The 26,826-nt window shown below is 50.9% G+C and carries 32 protein-coding genes and 1 other annotated feature; of the genes, 30 read left to right on the top strand and 2 right to left on the bottom strand.

What is annotated here, in order from left to right; genetic code table 11:
* Window positions 1-10 precede the first annotated feature (10 nt).
* From pilM to pheA, 21 genes are all read left to right on the top strand, one after another.
* Entirely contained in the window at window positions 11-1,009 is a 999-nt protein-coding gene (pilM, locus tag NSU00_RS09770) for a type IV pilus biogenesis protein PilM (protein WP_340703611.1), read from the top strand.
* A complete protein-coding gene (locus tag NSU00_RS09765; protein ID WP_340703610.1) occupies window positions 1,010-1,858 on the top strand; it encodes a PilN domain-containing protein in 849 nt (282 codons plus the stop codon).
* Complete coding sequence (gene pilO / locus NSU00_RS09760; protein ID WP_340703609.1) at window positions 1,855-2,559, top strand: type 4a pilus biogenesis protein PilO; 705 nt, start codon at window positions 1,855-1,857, stop codon at window positions 2,557-2,559. Before NSU00_RS09765 ends, pilO begins: the two co-directional genes overlap by 4 nt.
* 107 nt (window positions 2,560-2,666) lie before the next feature.
* Entirely contained in the window at window positions 2,667-3,428 is a 762-nt protein-coding gene (locus tag NSU00_RS09755; protein ID WP_013859814.1) for a prepilin peptidase, read from the top strand.
* A gap of 109 nt (window positions 3,429-3,537) precedes the next feature.
* Complete coding sequence (locus tag NSU00_RS09750) at window positions 3,538-4,530, top strand: hypothetical protein (protein ID WP_230951701.1); 993 nt, start codon at window positions 3,538-3,540, stop codon at window positions 4,528-4,530.
* Between the two features lie 191 nt (window positions 4,531-4,721).
* Window positions 4,722-5,405 carry a RadC family protein gene (gene radC, locus NSU00_RS09745; protein WP_013859812.1) on the top strand — a complete coding sequence of 228 codons (684 nt, stop codon included), beginning with the start codon at window positions 4,722-4,724 and terminating at the stop codon, window positions 5,403-5,405.
* Window positions 5,406-5,576: 171 nt separating this feature from the next.
* Window positions 5,577-6,593 carry a rod shape-determining protein gene (locus NSU00_RS09740; RefSeq protein ID WP_195850701.1) on the top strand — a complete coding sequence of 339 codons (1,017 nt, stop codon included), beginning with the start codon at window positions 5,577-5,579 and terminating at the stop codon, window positions 6,591-6,593.
* Between the two features lie 107 nt (window positions 6,594-6,700).
* Window positions 6,701-7,573, top strand: a complete 873-nt coding sequence (gene mreC / locus NSU00_RS09735) for a rod shape-determining protein MreC (protein ID WP_207368107.1) — start codon at window positions 6,701-6,703, stop codon at window positions 7,571-7,573.
* Complete coding sequence (mreD, locus tag NSU00_RS09730) at window positions 7,573-8,091, top strand: rod shape-determining protein MreD (protein ID WP_041819195.1); 519 nt, start codon at window positions 7,573-7,575, stop codon at window positions 8,089-8,091. The genes mreC and mreD overlap by 1 nt, the downstream gene beginning before the upstream one ends.
* Window positions 8,092-8,322: 231 nt before the next feature.
* Window positions 8,323-9,015, top strand: a complete 693-nt coding sequence (minC, locus tag NSU00_RS09725; RefSeq protein WP_340703608.1) for a septum site-determining protein MinC — start codon at window positions 8,323-8,325, stop codon at window positions 9,013-9,015.
* On the top strand, window positions 9,008-9,817 hold the full coding sequence (gene minD, locus NSU00_RS09720; RefSeq protein WP_327076375.1) for a septum site-determining protein MinD: 810 nt from the start codon (window positions 9,008-9,010) through the stop codon (window positions 9,815-9,817). Before minC ends, minD begins: the two co-directional genes overlap by 8 nt.
* 126 nt (window positions 9,818-9,943) lie before the next feature.
* Window positions 9,944-10,696: a M23 family metallopeptidase gene (locus tag NSU00_RS09715; protein WP_061574066.1), complete on the top strand. Its 753-nt coding sequence runs from the start codon at window positions 9,944-9,946 to the stop codon at window positions 10,694-10,696.
* Window positions 10,689-11,555: a M50 family metallopeptidase gene (locus NSU00_RS09710; protein WP_061574065.1), complete on the top strand. Its 867-nt coding sequence runs from the start codon at window positions 10,689-10,691 to the stop codon at window positions 11,553-11,555. The genes NSU00_RS09715 and NSU00_RS09710 overlap by 8 nt, the downstream gene beginning before the upstream one ends.
* Entirely contained in the window at window positions 11,555-13,084 is a 1,530-nt protein-coding gene (locus tag NSU00_RS09705) for an Rne/Rng family ribonuclease (RefSeq protein WP_340702743.1), read from the top strand. The genes NSU00_RS09710 and NSU00_RS09705 overlap by 1 nt, the downstream gene beginning before the upstream one ends.
* Before the next feature lie 47 nt (window positions 13,085-13,131).
* Window positions 13,132-13,215, top strand: a sequence feature (ribosomal protein L21 leader region).
* 11 nt (window positions 13,216-13,226) lie between these two features.
* Window positions 13,227-13,535, top strand: a complete 309-nt coding sequence (gene rplU, locus NSU00_RS09700; RefSeq protein ID WP_013859803.1) for a 50S ribosomal protein L21 — start codon at window positions 13,227-13,229, stop codon at window positions 13,533-13,535.
* Window positions 13,536-13,547: 12 nt separating this feature from the next.
* Window positions 13,548-13,877, top strand: a complete 330-nt coding sequence (locus tag NSU00_RS09695) for a ribosomal-processing cysteine protease Prp (protein ID WP_013859802.1) — start codon at window positions 13,548-13,550, stop codon at window positions 13,875-13,877.
* 12 nt (window positions 13,878-13,889) lie between these two features.
* The gene (rpmA, locus tag NSU00_RS09690) at window positions 13,890-14,180 is read left to right on the top strand and encodes a 50S ribosomal protein L27 (RefSeq protein WP_013859801.1); all 291 of its coding nucleotides are present in this window, start codon (window positions 13,890-13,892) and stop codon (window positions 14,178-14,180) included.
* Window positions 14,181-14,387: 207 nt separating this feature from the next.
* Window positions 14,388-14,918: a Spo0B C-terminal domain-containing protein gene (locus tag NSU00_RS09685; RefSeq protein WP_340702742.1), complete on the top strand. Its 531-nt coding sequence runs from the start codon at window positions 14,388-14,390 to the stop codon at window positions 14,916-14,918.
* Between the two features lie 34 nt (window positions 14,919-14,952).
* A complete protein-coding gene (gene obgE / locus NSU00_RS09680) occupies window positions 14,953-16,248 on the top strand; it encodes a GTPase ObgE (RefSeq protein WP_019720853.1) in 1,296 nt (431 codons plus the stop codon).
* A 47-nt stretch (window positions 16,249-16,295) separates the two neighbouring features.
* Window positions 16,296-16,748, top strand: a complete 453-nt coding sequence (locus NSU00_RS09675; protein WP_014097873.1) for an ACT domain-containing protein — start codon at window positions 16,296-16,298, stop codon at window positions 16,746-16,748.
* A gap of 25 nt (window positions 16,749-16,773) precedes the next feature.
* Window positions 16,774-17,619 carry a prephenate dehydratase gene (gene pheA / locus NSU00_RS09670; protein ID WP_013859797.1) on the top strand — a complete coding sequence of 282 codons (846 nt, stop codon included), beginning with the start codon at window positions 16,774-16,776 and terminating at the stop codon, window positions 17,617-17,619.
* Between the two features lie 127 nt (window positions 17,620-17,746).
* On the opposite strand, the gene NSU00_RS09665 is transcribed toward pheA, so the two are convergent.
* On the bottom strand, window positions 17,747-18,334 hold the full coding sequence (locus NSU00_RS09665) for a transcription repressor NadR (protein WP_029141938.1): 588 nt from the start codon (window positions 18,332-18,334) through the stop codon (window positions 17,747-17,749).
* A 155-nt stretch (window positions 18,335-18,489) separates the two neighbouring features.
* Between NSU00_RS09665 and safA the strand changes: the two genes are divergently transcribed.
* The 9 genes from safA to yajC all read left to right on the top strand — a co-directional run bounded on the left by safA (window position 18,490) and on the right by yajC (window position 26,337).
* Complete coding sequence (safA, locus tag NSU00_RS09660) at window positions 18,490-19,728, top strand: SafA/ExsA family spore coat assembly protein (RefSeq protein WP_340703607.1); 1,239 nt, start codon at window positions 18,490-18,492, stop codon at window positions 19,726-19,728.
* Window positions 19,728-20,696 (top strand): aminoglycoside phosphotransferase family protein, encoded by a 969-nt coding sequence (locus NSU00_RS09655; RefSeq protein ID WP_017552657.1) that lies wholly within the window; start codon window positions 19,728-19,730, stop codon window positions 20,694-20,696. The genes safA and NSU00_RS09655 overlap by 1 nt, the downstream gene beginning before the upstream one ends.
* A gap of 111 nt (window positions 20,697-20,807) precedes the next feature.
* The gene (locus tag NSU00_RS09650) at window positions 20,808-21,530 is read left to right on the top strand and encodes a YebC/PmpR family DNA-binding transcriptional regulator (protein WP_017552656.1); all 723 of its coding nucleotides are present in this window, start codon (window positions 20,808-20,810) and stop codon (window positions 21,528-21,530) included.
* Between the two features lie 400 nt (window positions 21,531-21,930).
* Window positions 21,931-22,533 carry a Holliday junction branch migration protein RuvA gene (gene ruvA, locus NSU00_RS09645; protein ID WP_019720849.1) on the top strand — a complete coding sequence of 201 codons (603 nt, stop codon included), beginning with the start codon at window positions 21,931-21,933 and terminating at the stop codon, window positions 22,531-22,533.
* Between the two features lie 16 nt (window positions 22,534-22,549).
* Window positions 22,550-23,548, top strand: a complete 999-nt coding sequence (gene ruvB, locus NSU00_RS09640) for a Holliday junction branch migration DNA helicase RuvB (protein ID WP_017552653.1) — start codon at window positions 22,550-22,552, stop codon at window positions 23,546-23,548.
* On the top strand, window positions 23,545-23,751 hold the full coding sequence (locus NSU00_RS09635; protein WP_013859790.1) for a DUF2905 domain-containing protein: 207 nt from the start codon (window positions 23,545-23,547) through the stop codon (window positions 23,749-23,751). Before ruvB ends, NSU00_RS09635 begins: the two co-directional genes overlap by 4 nt.
* A gap of 35 nt (window positions 23,752-23,786) precedes the next feature.
* Window positions 23,787-24,815: a tRNA preQ1(34) S-adenosylmethionine ribosyltransferase-isomerase QueA gene (gene queA / locus NSU00_RS09630; protein ID WP_029141942.1), complete on the top strand. Its 1,029-nt coding sequence runs from the start codon at window positions 23,787-23,789 to the stop codon at window positions 24,813-24,815.
* Window positions 24,816-24,832: 17 nt separating this feature from the next.
* Complete coding sequence (gene tgt, locus NSU00_RS09625; protein WP_013859788.1) at window positions 24,833-25,972, top strand: tRNA guanosine(34) transglycosylase Tgt; 1,140 nt, start codon at window positions 24,833-24,835, stop codon at window positions 25,970-25,972.
* A 29-nt stretch (window positions 25,973-26,001) separates the two neighbouring features.
* Window positions 26,002-26,337, top strand: a complete 336-nt coding sequence (gene yajC, locus NSU00_RS09620; RefSeq protein ID WP_019720847.1) for a preprotein translocase subunit YajC — start codon at window positions 26,002-26,004, stop codon at window positions 26,335-26,337.
* Window positions 26,338-26,366: 29 nt separating this feature from the next.
* On the opposite strand, the gene NSU00_RS09615 is transcribed toward yajC, so the two are convergent.
* The gene (locus NSU00_RS09615; RefSeq protein WP_017552650.1) at window positions 26,367-26,762 is read right to left on the bottom strand and encodes a TIGR04086 family membrane protein; all 396 of its coding nucleotides are present in this window, start codon (window positions 26,760-26,762) and stop codon (window positions 26,367-26,369) included.
* Window positions 26,763-26,826 lie beyond the last annotated feature (64 nt).

Genomic DNA, 26,826 nt, shown 5'->3' with positions numbered 1-26,826 from the left:
AGCCATCATGATGCCACGCTCATTTTTTCCATCATCGAAAAAAACCGGAAATTTCATTATCAAAGACCATGTCATTCGTTTTCTCGAATTGAGGCAGGCTGACCCGCCTGTTGTTGCGAAAATGGGCGAGCGGTATTTGCCGGAAGGGCTGATCCGCGGCGGGAAAATCATCGATGCCGAGACGCTTGCGATGATCGCTGAAGAATGTCTTGATGATTGGGGGCTGAAGGGAAAGCACCCGGTTCGCTTTGCTGTGCCCGACAATTTTGTCGTCGTGCGCCAAATTGCTGTTCCGGATGAGATTGCCATGGATGAAATGGAAGGTTATATTACCCTTGAGCTCGGTTCCACCATTCATTTGCCGTTTGACGATCCTGTATTTGACTTTGCGCTCCTTGGTGCATCGAATCAAGAAAAGCAGGTGTTGTTATTTGCTGCGCCCCGGGATGTCGTCGAAGATTATGCCGGTTTTTTTAACGATATCCGCCTGAGCCCGGTTGCTGCCGATATTTCCCCGCTATGCGCCTACCGGTCTTTTTATCATTTGAATACACTGAATGCGATGGACCATCTGCTCCTTCTCCAGTTTGATTTGTCCATGGCCACTGCAACCATTTTCCACCGGCATTTCCCGCTGCTTACCAGGGAGATTGAAGTCGATATTCCGCTTTCCAAATGGGAGACGGAGACCAGTGCTTTTGGCGAAAAAAAGTACCGCTGGCCGGAGGGCGACCCGCTGCTCCGCTACCAGACGGAAAATATTTATAAAGAGCTGGACAGAATCATGAATTATTACCAGTTTTCGATCCGGAAAGGGCAGGATGCAGTCAATCAAATTTTGCTGAACGGCGATTATCCGTATTTGCCTGGGGTTGCGGAGAATCTTGCGGAGCAGTTTGGCCTTCCGGTCACGATGATTGTAACGGAAAAAGTATCTTCCGCAACCGGGCAGCCGTTTCCCGCCCGCTTTGCGCCTGTTTTGGGCCTTGCACTGAAAGAGGTGAAATAAATGCTCGTTGAGATTAACCTGCTGCCGAAAAAAGAACCGAAAAATATCGCATTGCTCTTTTGGGCCGGGATACTGGCCGGTGCATCCGCCATCTTTCTCATTGTCTTCTTTATTGCGCTCCATCAGACAAAACAGGACCTTGCTGCTGTCAATCAGCAAATCAAACAGACGGAAGCGCTCCAGGCCGCTGAACAGGCAGCACAAAAAAGCAATGCGGACATACAGGATTTCAAAAAGCTTTCGTCCGCCGTTAAATGGGCAAGCGATACGCCGGTCAAGACGGTGCCGGTATTGGACAAGCTTACCAAACTTTTGCCGCAATACGGCTATATCACGGACTTTTCCTGCGGCAGCACAGGCGCGAATGTGACCGTCCAGTTTGATTCTCCTGATGAAGCGGTTTACTTTTTAAAACGGCTGAATGACAGCCAGTACTTCAGCGGCGCCGTCTTAAACAGCATCAAAATGAATACGGAAACGGCCGGTGCTTCGTCAAGCGGCACATCCGGCGCTGCAACCGGCTCAGCTGCAGGAACGGGCACAATATCCGGCACTTCCAAAACGGCAAGCAGCGCATCTTCAGGATCGGATGCGTCCAAAACGGCCGGCGGATCGTCTTCAGGGATGCCTAAAACCGGTTCCTCTTCCTCATCTGCTGCATCCAAAACGGCCGGTGAAACAAAGGGGGGCGGTTCCTCTTCCGCCCCGGCGGCGGCGGGGGGAACGGCCGGCCCGGACAATGCGGCAACCGGTGAAGCGGAGGGCGTAACGGTTTATGAAGCGACATATACGATGCAGCTCAACCAAGCCGCGCTCAATGCCGCCGGCAAAAAGGAGGAACAGCAATGAACCTCCGTTTAAACCGGAAGCAGCTTTTTATCATTCTTGCCCTCTTTGCCGTTTGCCTTGCCGGTGCAGCCGGTTTGTACTGGTTTGTGCTGGCGCCGGCCAAGTCCGAGCTGGCCGGGCAAAAAGCCGCGTTGAAATCGGAACAGCAGGTGCTATCCAGCCTGCAGTCAAAAAAACAGCAAAGCCCGGAACTGCAGCTTGGCAATGTCGTCAGCCTGATGCGGAAAATCCCGGCAAAACCGCTTGCGGAACAAGTGCTGCTTCAGTTCAGGATGGCAGAGGCCCTTTCCGGCAGCCGGATTACGGAAACAGACGCCCAGCAGGACTCCGCCGGTACGTCCGGGAGCGAGGAGGCTACACAAAGCACAACGAGCGGCACCTCATCCGGCACACAGCAAAAAACAGACGTGCTGCCTGTCGGTGTCAAAAAACTGTCGTATACTTTAAAAGTGGAGTCAGACAGCTACAAGAGCATGAAAACATTTTTACAGACGATTGAAAACTTGCCGCGCATTACGGTGATCGAAAGCCTCAATTTCAGTCCGGGGGAAGGAGCGCCTGGATCGAGTGGATTGCAGTACACCGTCACGGTCTCCACTTTTTATTACCCGGCGTTAAGCCGGTATTCGGACTATTTGCCGGAAATCGACGTGCCGGCAGCAGGACATAAAAGTGACCCGGTCGCAATAAAGGGGCAATAAGTTTTCGGCATGTTCATCCTTGCCATTACATATGCTTAATATCGCCCGTTGCTTGCCGGTAGCGAACCAAGAAAATACCATATGCTGAAAGATCAGAGGGATCAAACATGCATGGATTATGGACTGCTTATTTTGCGGCACTGGGGATGGTTTTCGGCTCGTTTTATAATGTCATCGGGCTGCGTGTGCCGAATCATGAATCGATTATCCGTCCCGGGTCGCATTGCCCGAAGTGCGGGCACTCGTTAAGCTGGAATGAAAATATACCGGTATTGTCTTTTCTTATTTTACGGGGCAGATGCAGAAGCTGCCGCGCGCCGATCTCCCCGATTTATCCGGTGTTTGAGGCGCTGACCGGGGGCTTGTTTGCCTGTTCCTTTTACCGGTTCGGCTGGAGCCTTGAATTTTTGCTTGCCATTCTGTTCATTTCGCTGCTTGTCATCATTACCGTTTCCGATTTGGCGTATATGCTTATTCCTGATAAAGTGCTGTTTCCTTTTGCAGCCGCCATTGCCGCCGTCCGGCTTTTTCACCCGGCATCGCCGTGGTGGTCCGCCTGGCTCGGGGCGGTTTTCGGCTTTTGCCTCCTCTATCTCATTGCCTTTTTCACAAAAGGCGCGATGGGCGGCGGGGACATTAAATTGTTTTTTGTGATCGGGCTTGTGCTCGGCATAGAGAAAACTTTTCTGGCCTTTTTTCTGGCCTGCCTCTTTGGCGCGCTTTACGGCGTCGGTTTGATGGCTGCCGGCAAATTTAAAAAACGAAAACCGGTGCCGTTTGGGCCGTTTATCGCCATCGGTGCGCTTACCGCCTATTTTTTCGGAAACAGCCTTATCGGGATGTATTTGCGTTTCTCCGGGCTCGGATAAAATTTGCATAAAATGCCGGAAATCGGCGAATGGTTTTTGGACAAGGCGACAAAAGTCTTGTTCTTTTTTTTGCCGGTTATGGTAGCATGAAGCAAATCGGGCAGGAGAGGTGAAAGCATTGGACAAGGCGAAAAAAAAGGCGAAAATTACAGTCAAAGTGGGCGGAAAAAAGGAGCAGCCGGAAGACAGCGTAAAAGTCCATGACTGGAAAGCGGCCGAGGAAACGGCTGCCGCACAGGAAGACAGCGCAAAAGAAGAGGAATCATTTGAATGGGTGCTGCCCGAACTCGATGCGGATCAGATTGAAGAATTCCGGCCGATCCATTATACACCCGCGCCCAAAAAGAAAAGTATCTTCCCGAAAAAAACGGCGGCGAATAGGGCCGCGCCGGCGATTTTGTTTTCTGTCGTGTCCGCAGTGGTGTTTGGGGCGCTGCTCGGGTTTGTTGTATTAAAATTTATTGCGTACGGAGATCATCAAACAAAACTCCCGAATCAGCAGGCTGAAGGCGCTGCAACGGGCGCAGCACAGCAAGAGGCCAGGCTTCCGGCGCTAAGCATCGGCATCATCCAGGCAGGGGTGTTCAGCACGGAAGGCGCCGCCTCTAAAGTGTCGCGCGAACTCGCCTCAAAAAAGGTCCCGTCGATGCAGCTTTCGATGGACGGGCAGCGCTATATTTTTGCAGGTGTGGCCGACAGCCCTGGCACGGCCAAAAAAATGGAAAGTGCCTGGAAAGACAAAGGCGTCGAACTGTATGCAAAAGAAATCAGTTTTTCCAGCAAAAAGGTCCAAACGACGACAAAGGATGAGCAAATTTTTGCCCGGGAAACGGTTCCGCTTTTTCAAAAACTGGCAAAAGAAACGGCCGCCGCTGTCCAGAACGGAGAGGTTTCACCGGACGGCATGAAGACAGTCGGAACAGCAGCCGGCAACGTCAAAAAGCTGGCAAAAGTCAGGCAGGAAACGCTCGGCCGGCTGAAAAAATACGAAACGGCCGCGTATGAATCGCTCGCGGCTTATCAAAAAAGCGGCAACCGGCAGGATTTAACGGATGCCGAACAAAACCTGCTGGACTACGTAAAGGTTTACAGCGGGCATTGAAACCAAATGCGGGCTTCCGGCTGAAAAGCTGCGGTGCCACGAATGCCCGCATGGCACTATTTTTTGTCTGAAAAGGTTGAATTTGCAGTTGTTACACGGCCCGTTTTTTGGTACGATACAATTGTATCTCCCATACAAAAGCCTATTGGTTTGATTCCCCCGCCTCCTGCTTTAGAAAAGGAGGAATTCATTTGGAAAAAATGCTGATCAAAGATTTTCCTGCAGAAGACCGCCCGCGTGAACGGCTGATCCGCACAGGAGCGGAGAGCCTCTCCAATCAGGAACTGCTTGCCATTTTACTCCGTACCGGCACGAAAGATGAATCGGTGCTCGAGCTTGCCAACAGGCTGATCCGCCATTTTGAAGGCTTGCGGTTTTTAAAAGATGCTTCCCTTGAGGAAATGACAGCCATCAAAGGCATCGGCACAGCAAAAGCGGTCCAGATTCTGGCCGCCATTGAACTCGGCAGAAGGATCGCCAATTTGCAGCACGATACGCGTTATGTGATCCGCACGCCGCAGGACGGGGCCAATTATGTCATGAATGATATGCGCTTTTTGTCCCAGGAGCATTTTGTCTGCCTGTATTTAAATATTAAAAACCAGGTGATCCACCGGCAGACGATTTTCATCGGAAGCTTAAATGCCTCGATCGTCCATCCCCGCGAAGTGTTCAAAGAAGCGCTCAGGCGTTCAGCTGCTTCCATTATTTGTTTCCATAACCATCCATCCGGGGACCCTTCTCCTTCCAAAGAAGATATCGAAGTTACCAAACGGCTTGCCGAATGTGGTAAAATAATGGGGATTGAGATTCTTGACCATTTGATCATCGGTGAGAAAAAATTTGTGAGCCTGAGAGAAAAAGGGTATTTGTAAGGCTTTGAATTTTTTTATGGTTACGATATAATAAATCGTATGATTTTTACGGTCGGCACTGCGCCGGAAAGCCAGAATCCGGATGCATTTTCAAAGCGGCATCCATAAATAAGCAAAAGTATGGCACCAACTGGTGATGAAAATTTATCGTGAAGAAAGGGAGATACATCCATGTTCGGAAGTAAAGACCTGGGGATTGATCTTGGGACAGCCAATACATTGGTTTTTATAAAAGGGAAAGGAATTGTCGTGCGGGAACCTTCCGTTGTGGCTATCCAGACGGATACGAAACAAATTGTCGCAGTCGGGGATGCCGCGAAAAAAATGATCGGCAGGACGCCGGGAAACATCGTGGCGACGCGGCCGATGAAAGACGGCGTGATTGCGGATTATGAAACGACGGCTGCGATGATGAAGTATTATATTCAGCAGGCCACAAATAAAAAAGGTTTTTTTTCAAAAAATCCGTATGTCATGGTCTGCGTTCCGTCCGGCATCACGGCGGTGGAAGAGCGCGCGGTGATTGATGCAACCCGCCAGGCCGGGGCAAGGGATGCTTTTACGATTGAAGAGCCTTTTGCAGCAGCGATCGGCGCCGGGCTGCCTGTCTGGGAGCCGACCGGAAGCATGGTTGTCGATATCGGCGGCGGCACAACGGAAGTGGCGATTATTTCGCTGGGCGGGATTGTGACAAGCCAGTCGATCCGGGTGGCCGGGGATGAAATGGATGAAGCGATCATCAGTTATATCCGCAAAAATTATAATCTTTTAATCGGGGACCGGACCGCAGAACAAATTAAAATGGAAATTGGTTCAGCAGGCGAGCCGGAGGGGATCGAACCGATGGATATCAGGGGCCGGGATTTGCTGACCGGTTTGCCGAAGACGATCACGATTTCCGCGGATGAGGTGGCCGATGCGCTGCACGACACGGTGTATGCCATTGTCGATGCGGTCAAATACACGCTTGAACAGACACCGCCTGAACTGGCAGCTGATATTATGGACCGCGGCATCGTCCTGACAGGTGGGGGTGCCCTGTTGCGTAACCTCGACCATGTCATCAGCAAAGAAACCGAAATGCCGGTGCTCATTGCCGAAAACCCGCTCGACTGCGTAGCAATCGGAACAGGCAGAGCGCTCGAAAATATTGAACTGTTTAAAAACAAAGCAAAAGATTCTAAATAAGAAGAATGCCAGTGTCCTGTTAACTCATTCTCCTGCCGGCTTTCCTGGCGGGAGAATGGTTTTCAATCCGGGAATGGCTGGAACAAAGTGTTATGGGAGTGGATTTTATGCCACAGTTTTTTTGGAATAAACGATTGATCGTCCTTTTAATCAGTGTTATCCTGCTTGTCGCCATGATCGGGTTTTCCATCAGGGAACGCGACCGGATTTCAAAACCGGAACAGTTTGTGCGCGATATCGTCGGGCTCGGCCAGTCCGTCATTGCCAAACCTGCCAATGCCCTTGCCGGTTTTTTTGACAATATCGAGGACTTAAAAAATACATATACCGAAAACAAAAAGCTGAAATCCCATTTGGAACAGCTGACAAGCCTGGAAGCGCAAAATCACGAACTAAAAAAAGAAAATGAAAATTTGAGATCTATTATAAAGGAAAAAAACAGTCTCGGAGATTCAGAGTCCATTCAGGCCCAGGTCATTGCACGCAACCCGGATAATTGGTACGAGCAAGTGGTGATTGATAAAGGCGAAGTCAACGGCGTTGCCAAAAACATGGCCGTCGTCACTTCAGGCGGTTTCCTCGGAAAAGTCACGCAGGTCGACAAATTTTATTCAACCGTCGAACTTTTGAGCTCGCCCGATGAAACGAACCGCGTATCCGCCAAAGTGCAAAATGCCAAAAAAGATGCTTACGGATTAATCGAAGGGTACGACAAAAAAACCAAAATGCTGCTTTTGAAACAGCTTGATTTTAATATCAAAGTCAAAAAAGGCGATCATGTCGTGACATCCGGTTTAAGCGGCATGTTTCCGAGCGGGCTTCTGATTGGTGACATCGAAAAAGTGACCCCGGATGAAAACGGGCTGACGCAAACCGCTTATGTCAAGCCGGCAGCCAATTTTTATGATGTCCGCGAAGTGCTCGTCATCAACCGGAAAACACAAAAATTCAACGCGGGCGGCACGGGAGGAGAGCAGTGATGAAACGTATCGTGCTCCCTCTGATTTTAAGCCTGTGCTATATTGCTGAAAGTTTATTTGCCCAATTTTTTGCGGCCCGTTCTTTTGGCGGAAAATTTACCATCGTTCCCCATTTTCTGCTCGTGATGCTGATTTTAATGGGGATGCATTACCGCAAAAGGCTCTCCATCATTTATGCCTTTGTATTCGGCATGCTGTTTGATGCTTTTTACACGGGCATTTTGGGCATTTATCTGTTTTTCTATCCGCTTGCGGTTTACCTGACAGAAAAAATGGACAGGATCCTCCAATCCAATATTTTTACCGGCACGCTTGTGGCAGTCTTAAACATGGCGATTGTCGAATTTTTGGTCTATGGCATCAATGCTTTAATTAATCCGCAGGTGATGGGATTTGACGATTTTCTCTTGCTCAGGCTTTGGCCGACTTTGATCTTAAACGCCGCTTTTTTTATTTTGGCATGGTATCCGATGGGAAATTTTTTAAAGCGGCGCGCAAGGGAAGAAGAAAAGGAATAACCGGCGGGGAGAAAATCTGTTAAAATGGGAAAGAAGGATTTCCTGCCTTTTTGTCGAATTATCCGGACAAGGGGGAGTGGAAAAAGCAAAGGGGTTTGCGGGCCGAAAAACCGGCAGGAACCGCACGCACGGAGGCTTGAAATCCCGTGTGCCGGGCCGAAAAACGCCGTCTGAAAGCCATTTCGGATGGATGCCGTTTCATTTATCAGCCGTTGAGGTGAGCAGTTTGAAATGAAAAAAACGCAAAATGTAACCATAAAAGGCACGAAAGACGGAATTGTGCTGCATTTAAACGACCAATGCTCCTTTCAAGCTTTAAAGGCGGAGTTAGAGCAAAAATTACTGGTCCAGGCTGCCGATGAGGAAGAGAACAGCCCGATTCTTGCCGTCAAAATTCAGCTTGGCAACCGTTATTTGACGCCCGGTCAGGAAGAGGAGATCAAAAGCCTTGTGCGTTCCCGGCGGAACCTTGTTGTCGATGAAATCATCAGCAATGTCATCACAAAAGAAGCGGCTGCGCGCGAAAAAGCGGAAAATGAAATTGTGCCTGTCACCACCATCGTCCGGTCCGGGCAGGTGTTAAAGGCGGAAGGCGATCTTTTGCTTGTCGGCAATGTCAATCCGGGCGGTACCGTGATTGCAAACGGCAATATTTTTATCATGGGAAACCTCCGCGGCATTGCGCATGCCGGCTACAGCGGGAGAAGGGACGCCGTTGTTGTCGCTTCCAATATGGTTCCGTCCCAAATCCGGATTGCCGATTGCCTGAACCGGGCCCCTGATGATTACGGGGAAGAGGGCCGGCATGAGATGGAATGTGCTTACATAGATGAATCGGACCATATTATCATTGATAAATTGCAAGTTTTGAAATATTTGCGGCCGAATATGACAAGATTAAAAGGAGGGTTCTCATATGGGTGAAGCGATTGTCATCACATCCGGAAAAGGCGGCGTCGGCAAAACGACGACATCGGCAAACCTCGGGACAGCGCTCGCGCTTCTCGGAAAGAAAGTCTGCCTTGTCGATACAGACATCGGGCTCCGTAATCTTGATGTCCTGCTGGGGCTTGAAAACCGGATTATCTACGATCTGGTCGATGTCGTAGAAGGCCGCTGTAAAATCCACCAGGCAATCGTAAAGGACAAGCGTTTCGATGACAAGCTCTTTTTGCTGCCGGCTGCCCAGACAAGCGACAAATCCGCCGTCACGCCGGAACAAATGAAACAATTGATCCACGGGTTAAAACAGGATTACGATTATATTCTGATTGACTGCCCGGCCGGCATTGAGCAGGGATATAAAAATGCAGTGGCGGGTGCTGACCAGGCGATTGTTGTGACAACACCAGAAATCTCGGCGGTAAGGGATGCCGACCGGATCATCGGGCTTTTGGAAAAGGAAGAACATATCGAGCCACCGAAACTGATCATCAACCGGATCCGGAGCCATATGATGAAAAGCGGGGACATGCTGGACATCGATGAAGTGACAAACCATTTATCGATCGATTTGATCGGGATTGTAGCCGATGATGAAGAAGTGATCCGCGCCTCGAACCAGGGCGAACCGATTGCGCTAAATCCGACGAACCGCGCATCCCTTGCCTACCGGAATATTGCCCGCCGGATTTTGGGGGAAACGGTGCCTTTAATGCCGCTTGAAGACCAGAAACGCGGCATGTTTGCGCGCTTTAAAAAATTATTTAGTTCGAAATCTTCTTAATGGCAGAGCCGTGTCTGAACGTTTTTCCAAACGATCAGGGCGGCTTGTTTTGTTCCCGGTTCTAACCGCTTTGGACAGGTCATACATTGGTAATAAACGAATGCCTGTACAGAAGGGGTGAATCGATTGGGAAACCGCGCCGATGAAATCCGGAGGCAAATGGCGAAGCGGAGAAAAACGATGAAACAGGCTTATAACGGCAAAGAAACGGTCTATGCGAGCCTGATTAAGGATGAAGGCACACATGTATATGAACCGCCGGGCAAAACGCCGCATCCGCTTTTTAAAAAAGAAACGGTGCTATTTAAAATTCTGGCTTCTGCCTGCCTTGTCCTCGCTGTGGCAATTCTGTTTAAATCGGAACGTCCGGAATTTGACAAGCCGAAAGCCGCCGTCAAACAGGTAATGGCGTCCGAATTTCAATTTGCAAAAGCAGCCGCCTGGTATGAAAAAAAGTTTGGCAAGCCGGTCGCGCTCTTTCCGGAAAAATCGTCAAAAACGGAAACCGCTGCTTCCAATGAAGATCCGCAATATGCGATGCCGGTATCGGGAAAAGTTCTGACCAGTTTTTCAGCCGATGGAAGAGGGGTTACGATTGAAACAAAGCCGGGCGCAAGCGTAAAAGCGATGAGCGGCGGGACGGTCATTTTTGCCGGGAAAAAGCCGAAACTGGGCAATACCGTCATTATCCAGCATGCCGATTCAACGGAAACATGGTACGCAAACCTCAGCAAAATTGATGTGGGCCAGTATGACAGCCTCAAGACGGGCGAAAAGGTCGGCACGGCGCGAAGCAGCGGGGAAAAAGGGGAATTTTATTTTGCGCTTAAAAAAGACGGCGGTTTTATCGATCCGATCCAGGTGATTAAATTTGAATGAGCGGTTTTGGCTTCTGAAAAAAATCAAAATCCATCCCCTTTTCTGGGCCGTGGCCGCCATTGCTGCTGTTACCGCCCGTTTCCAGGATCTCATCCTGCTGTTTGCGATCATTTTCATCCACGAAATGGGGCACGCGGTTGCGGCGCAATATTTTTCATGGCGGGTTAAAAGAATTGCCATTTTGCCGTTCGGCGGCGTCGCTGAAACGGAGGAACACGGAAACCGCCCGCTGAAAGAAGAACTGATCGTGACACTCGCAGGCCCCCTCCAGCATATTTGGATCGCTGTTTTCGCGCACGTGTTGTTCCGTTTCGATGTCTTGCCCGGGCAGATGTATACGCAAATCGGGGAGTGGAACCGGGCCATTCTTTTTTTTAATTTGCTCCCGATTTGGCCGCTTGACGGCGGGAAACTGCTGAATATGGCGTTTTCCACGGTCTATCCTTTTTTGCGCGCATTCCGGATGACGATTTGTTGTTCGTTTATCGCGCTGTTCCTTTTTCATGCGGCCGCCCTGTTGAATGCGCCGGCAAATTTGAACGTCTGGGCGATCGTCGTTTATTTATATGCCGCACTTTGGAAAGAATGGAAACAGCTTTACTTTGTTTTTATCCGTTTCCTGCTTGAACGGTATTACGGCAAAAGGGAACCGCTCCGCCATCTGGAAACGATCGAAGTGGATGCGGGCGCATACTTGTATGAAGTGCTTGAAAGCTTTAAACGCGGGCGCAAACATCCGCTCATTGTCCTTAAAAACGGGGTGGAAGTCGGGAAACTCGATGAAAATGAACTCCTTCACGCCTTTTTTTCCGAGAAGCAAACCAATGCGAAAGTAAGCGATATTCTGTATAATTATTGATGGCAATCGCAATAGAAGCGGCTGAAAGCGAAGACAGTGTGGTGGAATTTTTGGACAGGTCAATCATCATCAATGTGAAAACAAGGGAAAAACGGTATGCGGTCATGGAAAACGGCGAAGTATCCGCCATCCGCATCCGGCAGCCGGGCGGCGCGGCAAAAGTCGGGAATATTTATCTCGGCAAGGTGGCGGACGTCAAACCCGGCATCAATGCCGCGTTTATCGATATCGGCGGGGGCCGGCACGGTTACTTGCATATCAGCCGGCTTCCCGCTTTTGTGCACGGCAAAAATCCAAATGCCGCGATTTCCGCTTATCTTTCGCCCGGGCAGACGGTCATGGTCCAGGTGAAAAAAGATGAAACAGGGCAAAAAGGGCCGCTTCTGACCGGCATCATTGAGCTTTCGGGGGAACAGATTGTGTATCTGCCGGAAGGAAAGTACACGGCTGTTTCCAAAAAAGCGGATGATGCGGACCGGAACAAGTGGCGGGCCAGGGCCCGCAAAGCGCTTGAACCGCAGGAAGGGATTATTGTCCGGACCGCGGCCATCCATGCCGGCGGGGACGGGTGGCTCGATGAACTAAAATCCCTCAGGCTTCGGTACAAAAGCCTGCTCGAAAAGGCGGCACAACTGAAAGCGCCGGCTGTTCTGCACGAAAAAAGCACGGTGGAAGCGGAAATTTTCCGCGAACTTGCCCGTTTAAAAAGCGGCATGGTGATTGCGGACGATGCGGAGGCGCTTGCCCGCCTGAAAGCATTGCTTGCGGGCCGGCCGGAACTGGACTGGTCGTTTGAGCTCTATAGCGGAAAACAGAATATTTTTACCCGCTACCGTATCGACCGGGCGCTTGAGGATGCGTTGAAAAGAGTGGTCTGGCTTGAAAACGGCGCCTATCTTGTCATCGACGAAGCAGAAGCGCTCACCATCATCGATGTGAATACCGGAAAATATACGGGCGCAACGGACCAGGCCGAGACGGTGTTGAAAACGAATCTGCTTGCGGCGAAAGAAATCGGCCGCCAGCTGAAACTGCGCGATTACGGCGGCATCATTCTCGTTGATTTTATCGATATGCAGCGCGATGAACAGCGCGCGCAAGTGAGGGCGGCGCTAGAAAAAGAGCTGGAAAACGACGAGAAGCAAACTCGTATCACCGGTTTTACGGAGCTCGGCATTTTGCAAATGACGCGCAAGAAAACGCGCAAATCGCTCCCCGAGGCACTGCTTTCCGTTTGCCCGGTCTGCGGGGGCAGCGGCAAAATCGAAAGCCCCGAGACGCTTGCTTTCCGCCTCGAACGCGAGCTGTGGGAAGCGCCGCACGCGGATTACGAAGCCGTTTTGATTGAATGCACGCAAGATGTGAAAGATTGTTTTTGCGGGGAAACGGGGGTACACTTAAAGCGGCTGGAAAACCTGCTCGGCATGAGACTGTTTTTTCACATCTCCCGCGATGCGCATCCGTTTTATGCCATCCGGCAGTTCGGGCCCCTGTCCGCGCTTGCCGCAAAAGGCAAAGATCCCAATTGACAAAGGAAAAAGTGTGTGTTACCATCAGTATGTTATGTTTGTAGCGCCCTGTGCTACAACCGCTCAGGAACAGGCTTTCCAAGTTTTTACGCTTCGTAAAACGCCTGTCTTTGGCGAGTCTGAGTCTTAAGGAGGTGCAGTGATGTACGCAATTATTGAAACCGGCGGGAAACAAATCAAAGTAGAAGAAGGCCAGGCTGTATACATTGAAAAATTGGATGCAGCAGAAGGCGAATCTGTTACATTTGACCGCGTTCTTTTTGTCGGCGGCGAATCGGTAAAAGTTGGCAGCCCTGTTGTTGAAGGCGCTACGGTTACGGGTAAAGTGGAAAAACACGGCCGTGCGAAAAAAATCGTTGTGTTCAAATATAAAGCGAAGAAAAATTACCATAAAAAACAAGGCCACCGTCAGCCGTACACAAAAGTGGTCATTGAAAAAATCAATGCGTAAGGTGCACGCGGCATGATCCGGGTCCGCATCAAACGCAAAAAGAATGGGAACATCTCGTCTTTTGAAATGAGCGGCCATGCCGAATTTGCCGGATACGGCCAGGACATTGTCTGTGCCGGCGCTTCCGCTGTTTCTTTCGGGACGGTGAACGCCATTATGGAAGTGGCGGGGGTTGAACCTGAAATCCGCCAGTCCGAAAGCGGCCTTTTGGAATGCAAAATCCCTGCGCAGCTGCCGGAAGAACAGGCGGCAAAAGTGCAGATTCTGCTTGAAGGCATGGTTGTATCCCTCGAGACGATAGAACGGGAATACGGCGAATTTATCCATATAACCTTTGAATAGGAGGTGAGCATCATGTTGAAATTAGATCTTCAGTTTTTCGCTTCCAAAAAAGGGGTCGGCTCCACGAAAAACGGCCGTGACTCGATCGCAAAACGCCTCGGCGCAAAACGTGCGGACGGGCAGTTCGTAACAGGCGGCTCGATCCTTTACCGCCAGCGCGGGACGAAAGTCTTTCCGGGCGAAAACGTCGGTCGCGGGGGCGACGACACTTTGTTTGCGAAAGTTGACGGCGTTGTGCGTTTTGAACGCCTCGGCCGCGACAAGAAAAAAGTGAGCGTATATCCGGTGGCACAAGAAGCCTGACCCATAAAGCCCCGGGCTGCGATATTCGCGGCCCGGGGCTTTTGCATTTTCCGGCAGTACAAACGCCGCGTCTGTACCGAAAAACGTACAAAAACCGCGCTGCCGCACCCGCCTGGCGAGTGCGCTATCCATTCGCGCCCCGTGCAACCTGGGGCAATTTTTGTTATACTTAAACATAACCTATTTCGGAGAACGGGAGCTATGAAAATGCGGGAATGGACGACGGTTGACGTGCTTCGCCACGCCAGGCATGACTGGCTGAACAAGGTGCAGCTGATCAAAGGATACGCCAGCTTGAACAAGATGGAAAAAGTCAAAAATATTGTGGAAGACATTATCCGGGAAACGCAGCAGGAGTCAAAATTATCAAATTTGCATCGGCCGGAATTTGCCGAACTTTTGCTTACATATAACTGGGAAGGGCACACGGTGCAGATTGCATATGAAATATTGGATGTAGACCAGAATGCGCTCCCGGATGACGGGGAGCTGACCGGCTGGATGAATCATTTTCTCGCGGCTGTTGAGGAAGCAGCCGATCCAAACGGGGACAACCGGTTATATTTATCGGTCAGCACTTTGCCATCCGGTGCCCGTTTCTTTTTCGAGTTTAGCGGAACAATAAAAAAGCGCGGACTGCTTGCCGGGTTTCTGGAAAACGATTGCCCGGGGATGAACGTGATCCACGCATACCCGGCATCCGCTTTCCCGGTTGAAATAATCTTTCCGAAAGCCTAACGATACAGCAATTGCAAAGGTGGTTTTATCTTTTATGTTTGTGGACCAGGTGAAAATTTATGTGAAAGGCGGGGACGGCGGCAACGGGATGGTCGCATTCCGCCGCGAGAAATATGTGCCGATGGGCGGCCCTGCCGGAGGAGACGGCGGCCGCGGCGGCGATGTTATTTTTGAAGTCGATGAAGGGTTGCGGACGCTCATGGACTTCCGCTACAAGCGCCATTTTAAAGCGGACCACGGCGAAAACGGCATGAGCAAAGGAAAACACGGCCGCGGGGCGGAAGACATGATTGTCAAGGTGCCGCCGGGTACGGTCGTCATCGATGACGATACAAAGCAAACGATTGCCGATTTAACGCGCCACGGGGAACGGGCAGTGATTGCCAAAGGCGGGCGCGGCGGCAGGGGCAATATCCGCTTTGCGACACCGGCCAACCCCGCACCGGAAATTGCCGAGAACGGCGAACCGGGCCAGGAACGTTATATTGTCCTTGAACTGAAACTGCTAGCCGATGTCGGCCTTGTCGGTTTTCCGAGCGTCGGGAAATCAACCTTGCTTTCCGTTGTCTCTTCGGCACGCCCGAAAATTGCGGAATACCATTTTACGACGCTTGTGCCGAATCTCGGTGTAGTCGAGACGGAGGACGGCAGAAGTTTTGTCATGGCCGATCTGCCGGGGCTGATTGAAGGCGCGCACGAAGGCGTCGGGCTCGGCCACCAGTTTTTGCGCCATATCGAACGGACACGGGTGATCGTCCACGTCATTGACATGGCGGCGGTGGAAGGGCGCGACCCGTATGAAGATTATTTGACGATCAACAAAGAACTGAAAGCTTATCATGAACGCCTTTCTGAGCGCCCGCAGCTCATTATTGCCAATAAAATGGACCTTCCGGGCGCGGAAGAAAATCTGGCGGCATTTAAAGAGAAGCTGGGCGATGATGCCGCACGCGTCTTCCCGATTTCCGCGGTGACGCGCAAGGGATTAAGGGATGTTTTGTTTGCGATTGCCGATCTGCTCGATGAAACACCTGCCTTCCCGCTTCACGCCGGCGAAGAACCGGATGCGGAACCGTCCCGTGTATTGTACAAGCATGAAAAAGAAAAGGCTGATTTTACCATTACACGCGATCCGGACGGCAGCTTCGTCATCCACGGGGAAAAAGTTGAGAAGCTGTTTAAAATGACGAATTTCAGCCATGACGAGTCTGTCCGGAGATTTGCCCGCCAGCTGCGCGGAATGGGCATTGATGACGCGCTCCGTGCACGCGGCGCGAAAAACGGCGATACCGTCCGCCTCTTGGATTTTGAGTTTGAATTTGTAGATTAACCGTGCTGGGCCGGGGAATCCCGGCTCCGAGTGGAGGAAAGGGCATTTTGGAAAAGAAAGCAGAGCATAAGTTTATCTTGGTGCGTGAGGATGTTTTGCCGGAAGCGATGATCAAAACACTTCAGGCGAAAGAACTGCTGGAAAGGGGACAAGCGGTATCAGTCGGGGACGCGGCGAAAAAAGCGGGCTTAAGCCGCAGCGCTTTTTATAAATACCGCGATACCGTTTTTCCGTTCCATTCAGTTGTAAAAGAAAAAATTGTGACCTTGTTTTTTTATTTGGAAGACCGGTCCGGGACATTATCCGAAATTTTAAGGATCATTGCGTCTTATTCATGCAATATTTTAACGATTCACCAGACGATTCCGATACAGGGGCGGGCAAATGTCACTGTCTCGCTGAATGTGTCCGGGATCAACAGGAGTTTAAATGATCTGCTGGAAGAACTGCAGGCATTTGAGTTTGTCAATAAAGTAGAAATATTAGGGTCCGGAGCCTAGAACTCCGGCCGGCGGGGGAGAGGAAATGAAAGCAGCTTTTTTCGGGCCGGAAGCGACGTTTACCGATATCGCTGTCCAGTCAGTGTTCCCGGAGGCCAGCCGGGTTGCGTACCGGACGATTCCGGAATGTCTGGAAGCCGTTAAAGCAAAAAAGGTGGATATGGCGGTTGTTCCGCTTGAAAACGCCCTGGAAGGTTCGGTAAATTTAACGGTCGATTACTTGTATCATGAAGAACTGCCGCCAATCCGTGCGGAAATCATTGTGCCGATCGAGCAGCATTTTATGGTTCATCCTGCAAATGCCGGCGCCTGGCGAGAAACGGAAAAAATCATTTCCCATTCCCATGCGCTTGCGCAGTGCCACCAGTTTCTGCGCCGGGAATTCCAGCATGCGGAAGTGGAAGCAATGGGCTCTACGGCCGCTGCTGCGAAATATGTGAGCGAACACCCGGAACTGAAATGGGGGGCAGTCGCCAATGAAATGGCAGCGGAACTGTACGGCCTTGAAATCGTCAGGCGTGCCATCCATGATTATCCGTTTAACCATACGAGATTCATTGTCCTTTCAAATGAGGAGCTTCATATCGAAAAAACGCCTGATTTCCTGAAATCGACGATCATGGTCACACTGCCGACGGACAAGGCCGGCTCGCTGCACCAGGTGTTGTCTGCCTTTGCTTGGCGAAAGATTAACTTGAGCAAGCTTGAATCGCGACCGTTAAAGACGGGGCTTGGAAACTACTTTTTTATGATTGATCTGAACCACTCCTTAGAGGAAAAGCTTGTCCGCTTTTCGCTTGAGGAAATCCATGCGCTCGGCTGCACCGTGAAAGAACTCGGGACCTATTACAGGTATATGGCGGATGAATGATGGCCGCTTCTTCAATATTGTTTTGATAAGCTCGGCTGGAACCCGGGCTTATTATTTTTTTGCAAAACAAGCTTTAAACCCGGTTTTTTAGGCCGGATGGGAGATAAAAAAGAGCTGTCCTTTATGTTCAGGGCAGCTCTTTTTCATTTTCTGCAAATAAAATGCCGGCTTCTTTCAGCGCCTGTTCCGCTTCTTCAAGCTGTCGCCCGCTTGTGGCTTCAACCGTATGCAGGTGGATGCCGCCCGTTAATTCGGATAAGTAGCTGGCATTTGTTTCTTCAATGCGGCGGATAAACCGGGCCACTTCTGCGCGGGTGGAGACCATAATCGAGGCGGTCAGATCGCCGTATACCGGATGCTCCACTTTGACATCTTTTACGGTCACCCCGTGGTCCACGAGCAAATTCAGCTCCTGTGCAACCTGTTCGCGCGTATGCATGCAAACAAGCGTTTTTTCCACTTTGTTTTCCGCACCGGCGGGGTGTATGTACAAATATCCCTGGCTCGTTGCCAGGATCGGCTCGTTTTTCGCTTTCAGGAGCGTAATATCGTTTACAATAATCTGCCGGCTCACATTTGTCCTTTTTGCCAGCTCCCCGCCCGTAATCGGCTCCCGGCTATTCTGCAGCCATTCGAGGATCAAATGCCGCCTTTTTTCCCCGGGAATTTTTTTCTTTCCTGCCAACAGCGTTTCCTCCCATTCATTCGGCCTCATTCGGATTTTATCATACGAAGGCGCCCGGATAAAAGAATCAATCCTTTTAGTGCATAAAGGACGCGGGACGTTCATAAGTTTTTATGTAAAATCAATCGCATTTTGCCCGGCACCACATAGAATGTATGGACTTAAGCCTTGAGGAGGGGAAATGTGTGAAAATCCATATCGTGCAAAAAGGCGATACGCTTTGGAAAATCGCTAAAAAATATGGCGTCGATTTTGACGAACTGAAAAAATTGAATGCGCAATTATCCAATCCGGAAATGATTATGCCCGGCATGAAAATTAAAGTCCCGACAACGGGCGGCATGGTAAAAAAAGAGACACATACAGGCCATGCAGGCGACAACGGCCACGCGGGCACAAAAGAAATGCCGCTCGTGACCCATCCGTACGAGCAAATGCCTGAGGTAAAGATGCCTGTGGCGAAAGAAATGCCGGTTCATAAAGAGTTGCCAAAAGCGGCGGGACCGAAAGAAATGCCGGTGAAAGAAAAAGTGGTTGAAAAAAAAGAAACGATTTATAAGCCGGTAATGCCGCAACCGGTCATTCCTGAAATTGACATCCATAATTACTATGTGACCAATATGGCTGAAATCGAAACCCATACAGCGGCACCGCCGCCGAAGCACCATGAAAGCGAATCGTCGGAAAGCATGCACTACACCATGCCGGTAAAGGAAGAGTGCCCGGAAATGTATGTACCATACAATCCGTGTCCGCCCGTGATGCCGGTATACGATTGCGGCTGCGGGGGAGAGGACATGCACGCCGGATTTTTCCCGCATCCTTTCAGCATGTCTTATCCGCAAATCCCGTATCCAATGCCGTACCCGATGGCCTATCCGCAAATGCCGGTGATGTCCGCGCCGGCAGGATTTATGCCGCAACAGCAGCCGGCGTGTCAGGAGGGGCAGCAAGTGATGCCGGGTTACGAATGGGAAGAAGAATCTTCTTCATCTTCTCCTTACCCGTATGGCCCCAGTATGCAGGCAGGGGTTTCTGCGCAACATCCTGCCGCCGTGCCGCAATGGGGAGCGCAGCAGGCTTCTTTATACGGCGCTGCTTCAGAAAGCCCCGCTTATATGCCGCAGTACATGCCGCCGCAAACCATGCCGCAGTACGCCCCGTATCCGCCGCACCAGCCGCAGCCATGCGGGTGCCAAAAGCAACCGTACGCCGGCATGCAGGAATCGTACGGGATGGCGGCGCAACCGTACGGCATGCAGGAACCATTTGGCGGCATGCCGCAACCGCCATACGGGATGCCACAACCGCCATACGGCGTGCAGGAACCGTACGGGATGCAGGCCCCGTTCGGCTATGACCGGGGCGAAAAAACGGACCAGCCGCAGGAAACCCGGGACCCTTCCGGCGAAGAAGAAAAATAATGGGCGGCGGCAGACAAGAGGGAGACGAAACCAAACGTCTCCTTCTTTATGCGGAAAACAGGCTGCAGGAACCCATTGTTCACTGGCGCAGGTTGCGCGACCGGGTGTGGCTTGTCTGGACAAAGACAAAAAAAGTGATGATGAAGCAATATGGTTCCGATGCGCGCCTTAAACGGCAAATGCTGCTTACATCGGAACTGCAGAAAAGCGGTTTCACTCAAACTTGCCGTTTTCTGGAAGATGAAAGCGGCAGCCCCTTTCAAGGCAAAACTTTTGGCTTTATGGCATACATTGAAGAAGACCCGGCCGGTTTCACCTTCGGGACGGAAGAAGACATCCGCGCTGCTTTCCGCCTGTTAAAACAGTATCACGAAAAGACTGCACATTTTCCGCAAGCCGTAAAAATGGAATTTCCACGCTTTTTTCAGCTGAGAAAATGGCAGGCGCGGTACCGTGCATTTCTTGAAAACAAAGAACAGATTGTCCGATATTTGCCGGAAACGTATTTCACCGCGTACGAAAGATGGGCAGGCGAGGCGTTAAACCGGCTCGAAAAAAAACAGCATTGGCTTCACCGCCCGCCGTACTGCATCACGCACGGCGATGTTGCCCACCATAATTTTTTGCGTGCGAAAAACGGGAAACTGTATTTGATTGATTTTGACCTTGCCCGCCTTGCCCCGGCCTGGACTGATGATCTCCAGTTTTGCAACCGGGTTTTGCCCGCTGCTTCATGGTCGCTTGCCGCCCTTGAAAACTGGGGAATGCTGGACGGCGCGCCGGACCGGGAAACTTTTCTGGAGGCGCTTCTTTACCCGACGGATGTTTTAAGGGAGTGGAACCGTTTTGCTGGAAGCGGCAAAAAAGAAAAAGAGCAGTACTGGCCGCATCTTTCCCTGCTTTCAATTGGGCAGTTCGGGGAACGCGCCCGGTTTCAAAAAGAAGTAAAAAGGCGTTTGCAAGCATAACGGAAAACCAGGGGCGCTCCCCGCCGGCATAACGATTTTCATCCTCCTTTCGGGCGAGTATGGTATAGTAATAGTGGACTGTATCAGCGCTGTCAGAAAGGAGTGATGGCCATGTCCGGCCATTCCAAATGGAAAAATATTCAGGGCAGAAAAAATGCGCAGGATGCAAAGCGCGGAAAAATCTTTCAAAAACTGGCAAAGGAAATTTATGTAGCGGCGAAAAACGGGCCTGATCCGGAAGCAAATTCAAGCCTCCGCCTGGTCATTGAAAAGGCAAAGGCCGCCAATATGCCGAATGACAATATTAAACGCGCCATCGAGAAAGCAAACGGCAGCCAAAACGCCGAACATTACGAGGAAATAACATATGAAGGGTACGGGCCGGGCGGCGTTGCCGTCATGGTCACGGCTTTAACCGATAATAAAAACCGGACCGCTTCGAATGTCCGTGTTGCTTTTTCGCGCAACGGCGGAAATCTCGGCGAAAACGGATGCGTGTCTTTCCTGTTTGACCGCAAAGGCTATCTTGTCATCGAGCGAGAAGGGCTCGAGATAGATGAAGACGGAATGCTGCTTGCCGTGATTGAAGCAGGCGCCGAGGAAATGGAAACGAGCGATGAAGTGTTTGAAATTTATACAGACCCGGAGCAATTCATGGATGTGAAGAAGAATCTGGAGGAAAAAGGCTTTACATTTGCCCGGGCAGAAATCACCATGGTGCCGCAAAACACAATTGCTTTGGATGAAGCGCAAAAAGAAAAGATGGAGCGATTGCTGGACAGGCTGGAAGACGATGACGATGTAAAGGAAATTTACCATAACGCCGAATTATAATGTCCCAGGCACTTTCTGCACCCGGCCCGGCCGGGTGCAGAAAGTGCCTTTTTTGCGGCAAAGCCGGTTAGGCCTGTATCAAACCGGCTACAATGTGGAGTGTGGCCCGTGCTATTTTAAACCGATGCACTGCGGCTAATCGTGCCATTTAAACCCGGGCGATTGTTCCAGCTGAAAATCCGGGGAAGCCCGTCCGGAGGCAGCGGCGGCCCGGTATGCCGGACGGACACTCATCTGTCTCCGGATGCCGGTTTCCTTCCGCCATGGAAACAGGAAAAGCGCCTCATCTTTAGGAACCATCCGGCCGGAAAAAAGGGCAAGACCGGACATTCGTTCCCAAAACGGTTGCGTTCTGTGGTACAATATGGGATAGCAAGTTTTTGAGGAGCGTGTGGGAAGGTTGTACGAATATATTAAAGGCATCATTGATTCCGTGAGCCCGGATTACGTTGTCGTGGAAAACGGGGGGATCGGCTACCGGCTGCTGGCGCCGAACCCGTATATTTTTTCAAAAAGCATCGGGCAGGAACGAAAAATTTTTACATACCAGCATGTGCGCGAAGATTTGATCGCGCTTTACGGTTTTGAAACGGCGGAAGAACGGGCGCTGTTTCAAAAGCTGCTTAATGTTTCCGGCATCGGGCCAAAAGGGGCGCTTGCCATTCTAGCGTACGGGCAGCCGCAGCAGGTCGTTGACGCCATCGAGAATGAAAATGAATCTTTCCTTGTCAAATTCCCCGGTGTCGGCAAAAAAACGGCAAGGCAGATGATTCTTGATCTGAAAGGAAAGCTGCAAGGCCTCGTGCCGGAGATGCCGGATGATGTGGGCGGGGAAAAAGCGGCGCCTGCTTCCGGCAACCAAAACCTCGAAGAAGCGGTGCTCGCTCTGGCGGCGCTCGGCTACTCGGAAAAAGAAATCGCGAAAGTGGTGCCTGAACTTCCGGAAGAAGTGCTTTCTGCGGATGAATATATTAAACTCGCTTTAAAAGCAATGGTAAAATAATGGAGGAGGGGAGAGCATGGAAGACCGCGTAGTTTCCGGCGAGGCAAACGAACAGGAAGTTTCCTTTGAAATGAGCCTCAGGCCGCAAACCCTTGCGCAATATATCGGCCAGGATGAAGTGAAGCATAATTTAGCCGTGTTTATTGAAGCGGCAAAAGGACGGCGCGAAACACTCGATCATGTGCTGCTTTACGGTCCGCCGGGGCTTGGCAAAACGACGCTTGCCGCCGTGATCGCAAACGAAATGGGCGCGAACATCCGGACGACTTCAGGGCCTGCCATCGAGCGGCCGGGCGATCTTGCCAGCGTGTTAACCGCGCTTGAACCGGGGGAAGTGCTGTTTATTGACGAAATCCACCGCCTGCCGAAAGCGATTGAAGAAGTGCTGTACCCGGCAATGGAAGACTTTTGCCTTGATATCGTAATCGGTAAAGGATCGGGTGCCCGCTCCATCCGCCTTGATTTGCCCCCGTTTACTTTGATCGGGGCGACGACAAGGGCTGGTTCGGTTTCAGCACCGCTGCGCGACCGGTTCGGGGTGATCAGCCGGCTCGAATATTATAACGAAGCGCAACTGGCGGAAATTGTGCTGCGGACAGCCGGCATCCTTGAGACGGCGATTGAGCCTGAGGGGGCGGCGGAAATTGCAAGGCGTTCGCGGGGCACGCCGCGGATTGCGAACCGGTTGTTAAGAAGGGTGCGCGACTTTGCCCAGGTCAAAGGAGACGGAAAGGTAACCCTTGAGATCGCCAATTATGCCCTTGAACTTTTGCAAGTTGACAAACGCGGGCTTGACCATATTGATCATAAACTGTTAAAAGCGATCATAGAGCGCTTCCGGGGCGGTCCTGTCGGGCTCGACACGATTGCGGCCAGCATCGGGGAAGAAAGGGAAACGATTGAAGATGTATATGAGCCGTATTTGCTGCAAATTGGCTTTTTGCAGCGAACGCCGCGCGGCAGGGTAGCGACCCCGCTTTGCTATGCGCATTTTCATATGGAGGTGCCGGAATGAGCGGATTTGGAAAAGTGCTGATGACCATCGCCGTGATTCTTTTTGCTCTCGGCCTGTTGTTGCAGTTTACGAAAATCGGCCGGCTGCCCGGCGATATCCTCATTAAAAAAGGGAACACAACCTTTTATTTTCCAATCGCAACATCGATCCTTTTAAGCGTGATCTTAAGTGTGTTATTATATATCATTGGACGGTTCAAGTAGCCGCAAATGGAATTCAAAACGAAGGGGAAGCAACAATGAAACTCGATTTATTTGATTATGACCTGCCGGAAGAGCTGATTGCCCAAACGCCTTTAAAAAACCGTTCGGACAGCCGGCTGATGGTGCTGGATAAAAAAACAGGGGAAATTGAACACAGCGTATTTAAAAACATTACGCAATACCTGCGCCCGGGGGACTGCCTTGTCCTGAACAATACAAAAGTATTGCCGGCAAGGCTGATCGGCATAAAAGACGAAACAGGCGCAAAAATTGAGGTGCTGCTTTTAAAACAGCTCGAAGGAGACCGGTGGGAAACCCTTGTCAAACCGGCAAAACGTGTGAAAACAGGGACGGTTGTCCGGTTTGGCGACGGAAAGCTTTCCGCCGTTTGTGCGGAGGAGCTGGACCATGGCGGCCGGGTAATGAAATTCCGGTACGAAGGGATTTTTTACGAAGTGCTGAATGAACTCGGAAAAATGCCGCTGCCGCCCTATATTAAAGAACAGCTCGAGGACCAGGACCGCTACCAGACCGTGTATGCAAAAGAACCGGGTTCTGCCGCTGCGCCGACGGCTGGGCTCCATTTCACGGAAGCGTTATTGAAAAAAATTGAAGCAATGGGCGTGAAAATAGTCTATATTACGCTCCATGTCGGCCTTGGCACCTTCCGTCCCGTCAATGAGGAAAATATTGAAAACCATGATATGCATGCGGAATTTTACCAGGTATCAGAAGAAGCGGCCCGCACGATTATGGAAGTAAAAGAAAACGGCGGCCGTGTGGTCTCTGTCGGCACCACCTCCACCCGCACACTTGAAACGGTGGCAAGCGCCCATGGTGGAAAAATTGCCGCCTCAAGCGGATGGACGGATATTTTTATTTATCCGGGTTATCAATATAAAGCAATTGATGCCCTGATCACCAATTTCCACCTGCCGAAGTCGACGCTTATTATGATGGTAAGCGCATTGGCAGGGAGGGAAAATATTTTGCATGCCTACGAGACGGCGGTAAAAGAAAAATACCGTTTCTTTAGTTTCGGGGATGCGATGCTGATTAAATAGTGGAAGGAGCGCATCACTTGGCTGCCATTACTTATGAACTGATCAAAACGGAAAAACATACAGGCGCCCGCCTCGGAAAACTCCATACGCCGCATGGCACCTATGATACCCCGATGTTCATGCCGGTCGGAACGCTCGCCACGGTGAAGACGATGTCGCCGGAAGAATTGAAAACAATGGGGGCCGGCACCATTTTGAGCAATACATATCATTTGTGGCTGCGCCCCGGGCATGATATTGTTAAAGAGGCAGGCGGGCTGCACAAATTTATGAACTGGGACCAGGCGATCCTGACCGATTCAGGCGGGTTCCAGGTCTTCAGCTTGAGCAAGATCCGGGACATTACGGAAGAAGGCGTCCATTTCCGGAACCATTTAAACGGAGACAAGCTGTTTTTGTCTCCGGAAAAATCAATGGAAATCCAGAATGCGCTCGGTTCCGATATCATGATGGCATTCGATGAGTGCCCGCCGTACCCTGCTTCTTATGAATATATGAAACAGTCGGTGGAAAGGACAGCGCGCTGGGCGGAACGCTGTCTCCGTGCGCATGCGCGCCCCGGTGTGCAGGGCTTGTTCGGGATCGTACAGGGTGGCGCGTATGAAGATTTGCGGCTTGAAAGCGCAAATGCCCTTGTGTCGCTCGGCTTCCCGGGCTATGCGATCGGCGGCCTGTCCGTCGGCGAGCCGAAGGACGTGATGAACCGGATGCTCGCATTTACAACACCGCTGCTTCCGTCGGACAAGCCGCGTTATTTAATGGGGGTCGGTTCGCCCGATTCTTTGATTGACGGCGCCATCCGCGGCATTGACATGTTCGACTGCGTGCTGCCAACCCGGATTGCAAGGAACGGCACGGTGATGACATCAACCGGCCGGCTTGTTGTCAAAAATGCACAGTACGCCCGCGATTTCCGCCCGCTTGATGAGCATTGCGACTGTTATACATGCCGGCACTACTCACGCGCTTACATCCGGCATTTGATTAAATGTGGCGAAACTTTCGGAATTCGTCTGACCACTTACCATAATTTATATTTTTTGTTAAAATTAATGGAAAATGTAAGGCAGGCGATCCGCGAAGACCGGCTGCTTGATTTCAAGGAAGAATTTTTTGAGCAATACGGATTTAACCGTCCGGATGCAAAAAATTTCTAATACAAGCAACTTAAGAAGGGAGGATTCAGATGGCGTGGGCCCAGTTACTGCCTTTGGTGATTCTGTTTGTGCTGTTTTATTTCCTGCTCATCAGGCCACAGCAAAAAAGGCAGAAAAACATCCAGCAGATGCAGAGCAATCTGGCGAAAGGGGACAAAATTGTCACTATCGGCGGCTTGCATGCAACTGTGGATTCGATTGATGAAAATAAAGTCGTCTTAAGATGCGGCGATGGCACGCGGTTGACGTTTGACCGCTCGGCGATCCGTGAAGTGACGGAATCCGTTGCAGCGAAAAAAGCAAAAGCCGAAAGCCAGAAAGTAGACAAAAAAGCGGCAGAAAAAAATGCCGGGGAAAAGAAATAAAAAAAGCGCCGCGCGATGCGGCGCTTTTTTCAGGTTTCCCGCGATCTTCCCGAGAAGAGGTTGACCCCTAAAATGCCCCCCATTGCGGCGGCAACAATATAGCAAGCATGATAAATGGCCTGTTTCACCGTAAAGAGTTCATTATAACCAAGATACTGGACGAGAAAAACAATCGCTGTGTAGAGGATCCCCGTCAAACTGCCGAGAAGCCACCCTTTCTTTTTCCCTTTTCCGCCCCCGACGAGCCCCCCGAGAAATAAACTGAAAAAAGAAATCATCGTGACCGCCATATGCAAAGCATGCTCCGTCATATCTGAAAACCGCAGAATCAGTGAAATCACGAGGCTTGATATGGCAAGCAGGACAAAAATGGCGCCCAGCCCGTAAACAAGGCCGATGCTATATTTTTGCGCTCCGATTTTCATTCTCCCCCTTTGGCAAGCTTTTTTCCTCAGTACAAGCATATGCCTGGAAACAGCAAAAAGAACC

Origin of the sequence: Weizmannia sp. FSL W8-0401, assembly GCF_038009125.1 — a bacterium.
GTDB lineage: Bacteria > Bacillota > Bacilli > Bacillales > Bacillaceae_C > Weizmannia > Weizmannia coagulans.
Note: the sequence above shows the minus strand (reverse complement) of the source record. Positions and strands in the feature narration are given on the sequence as shown.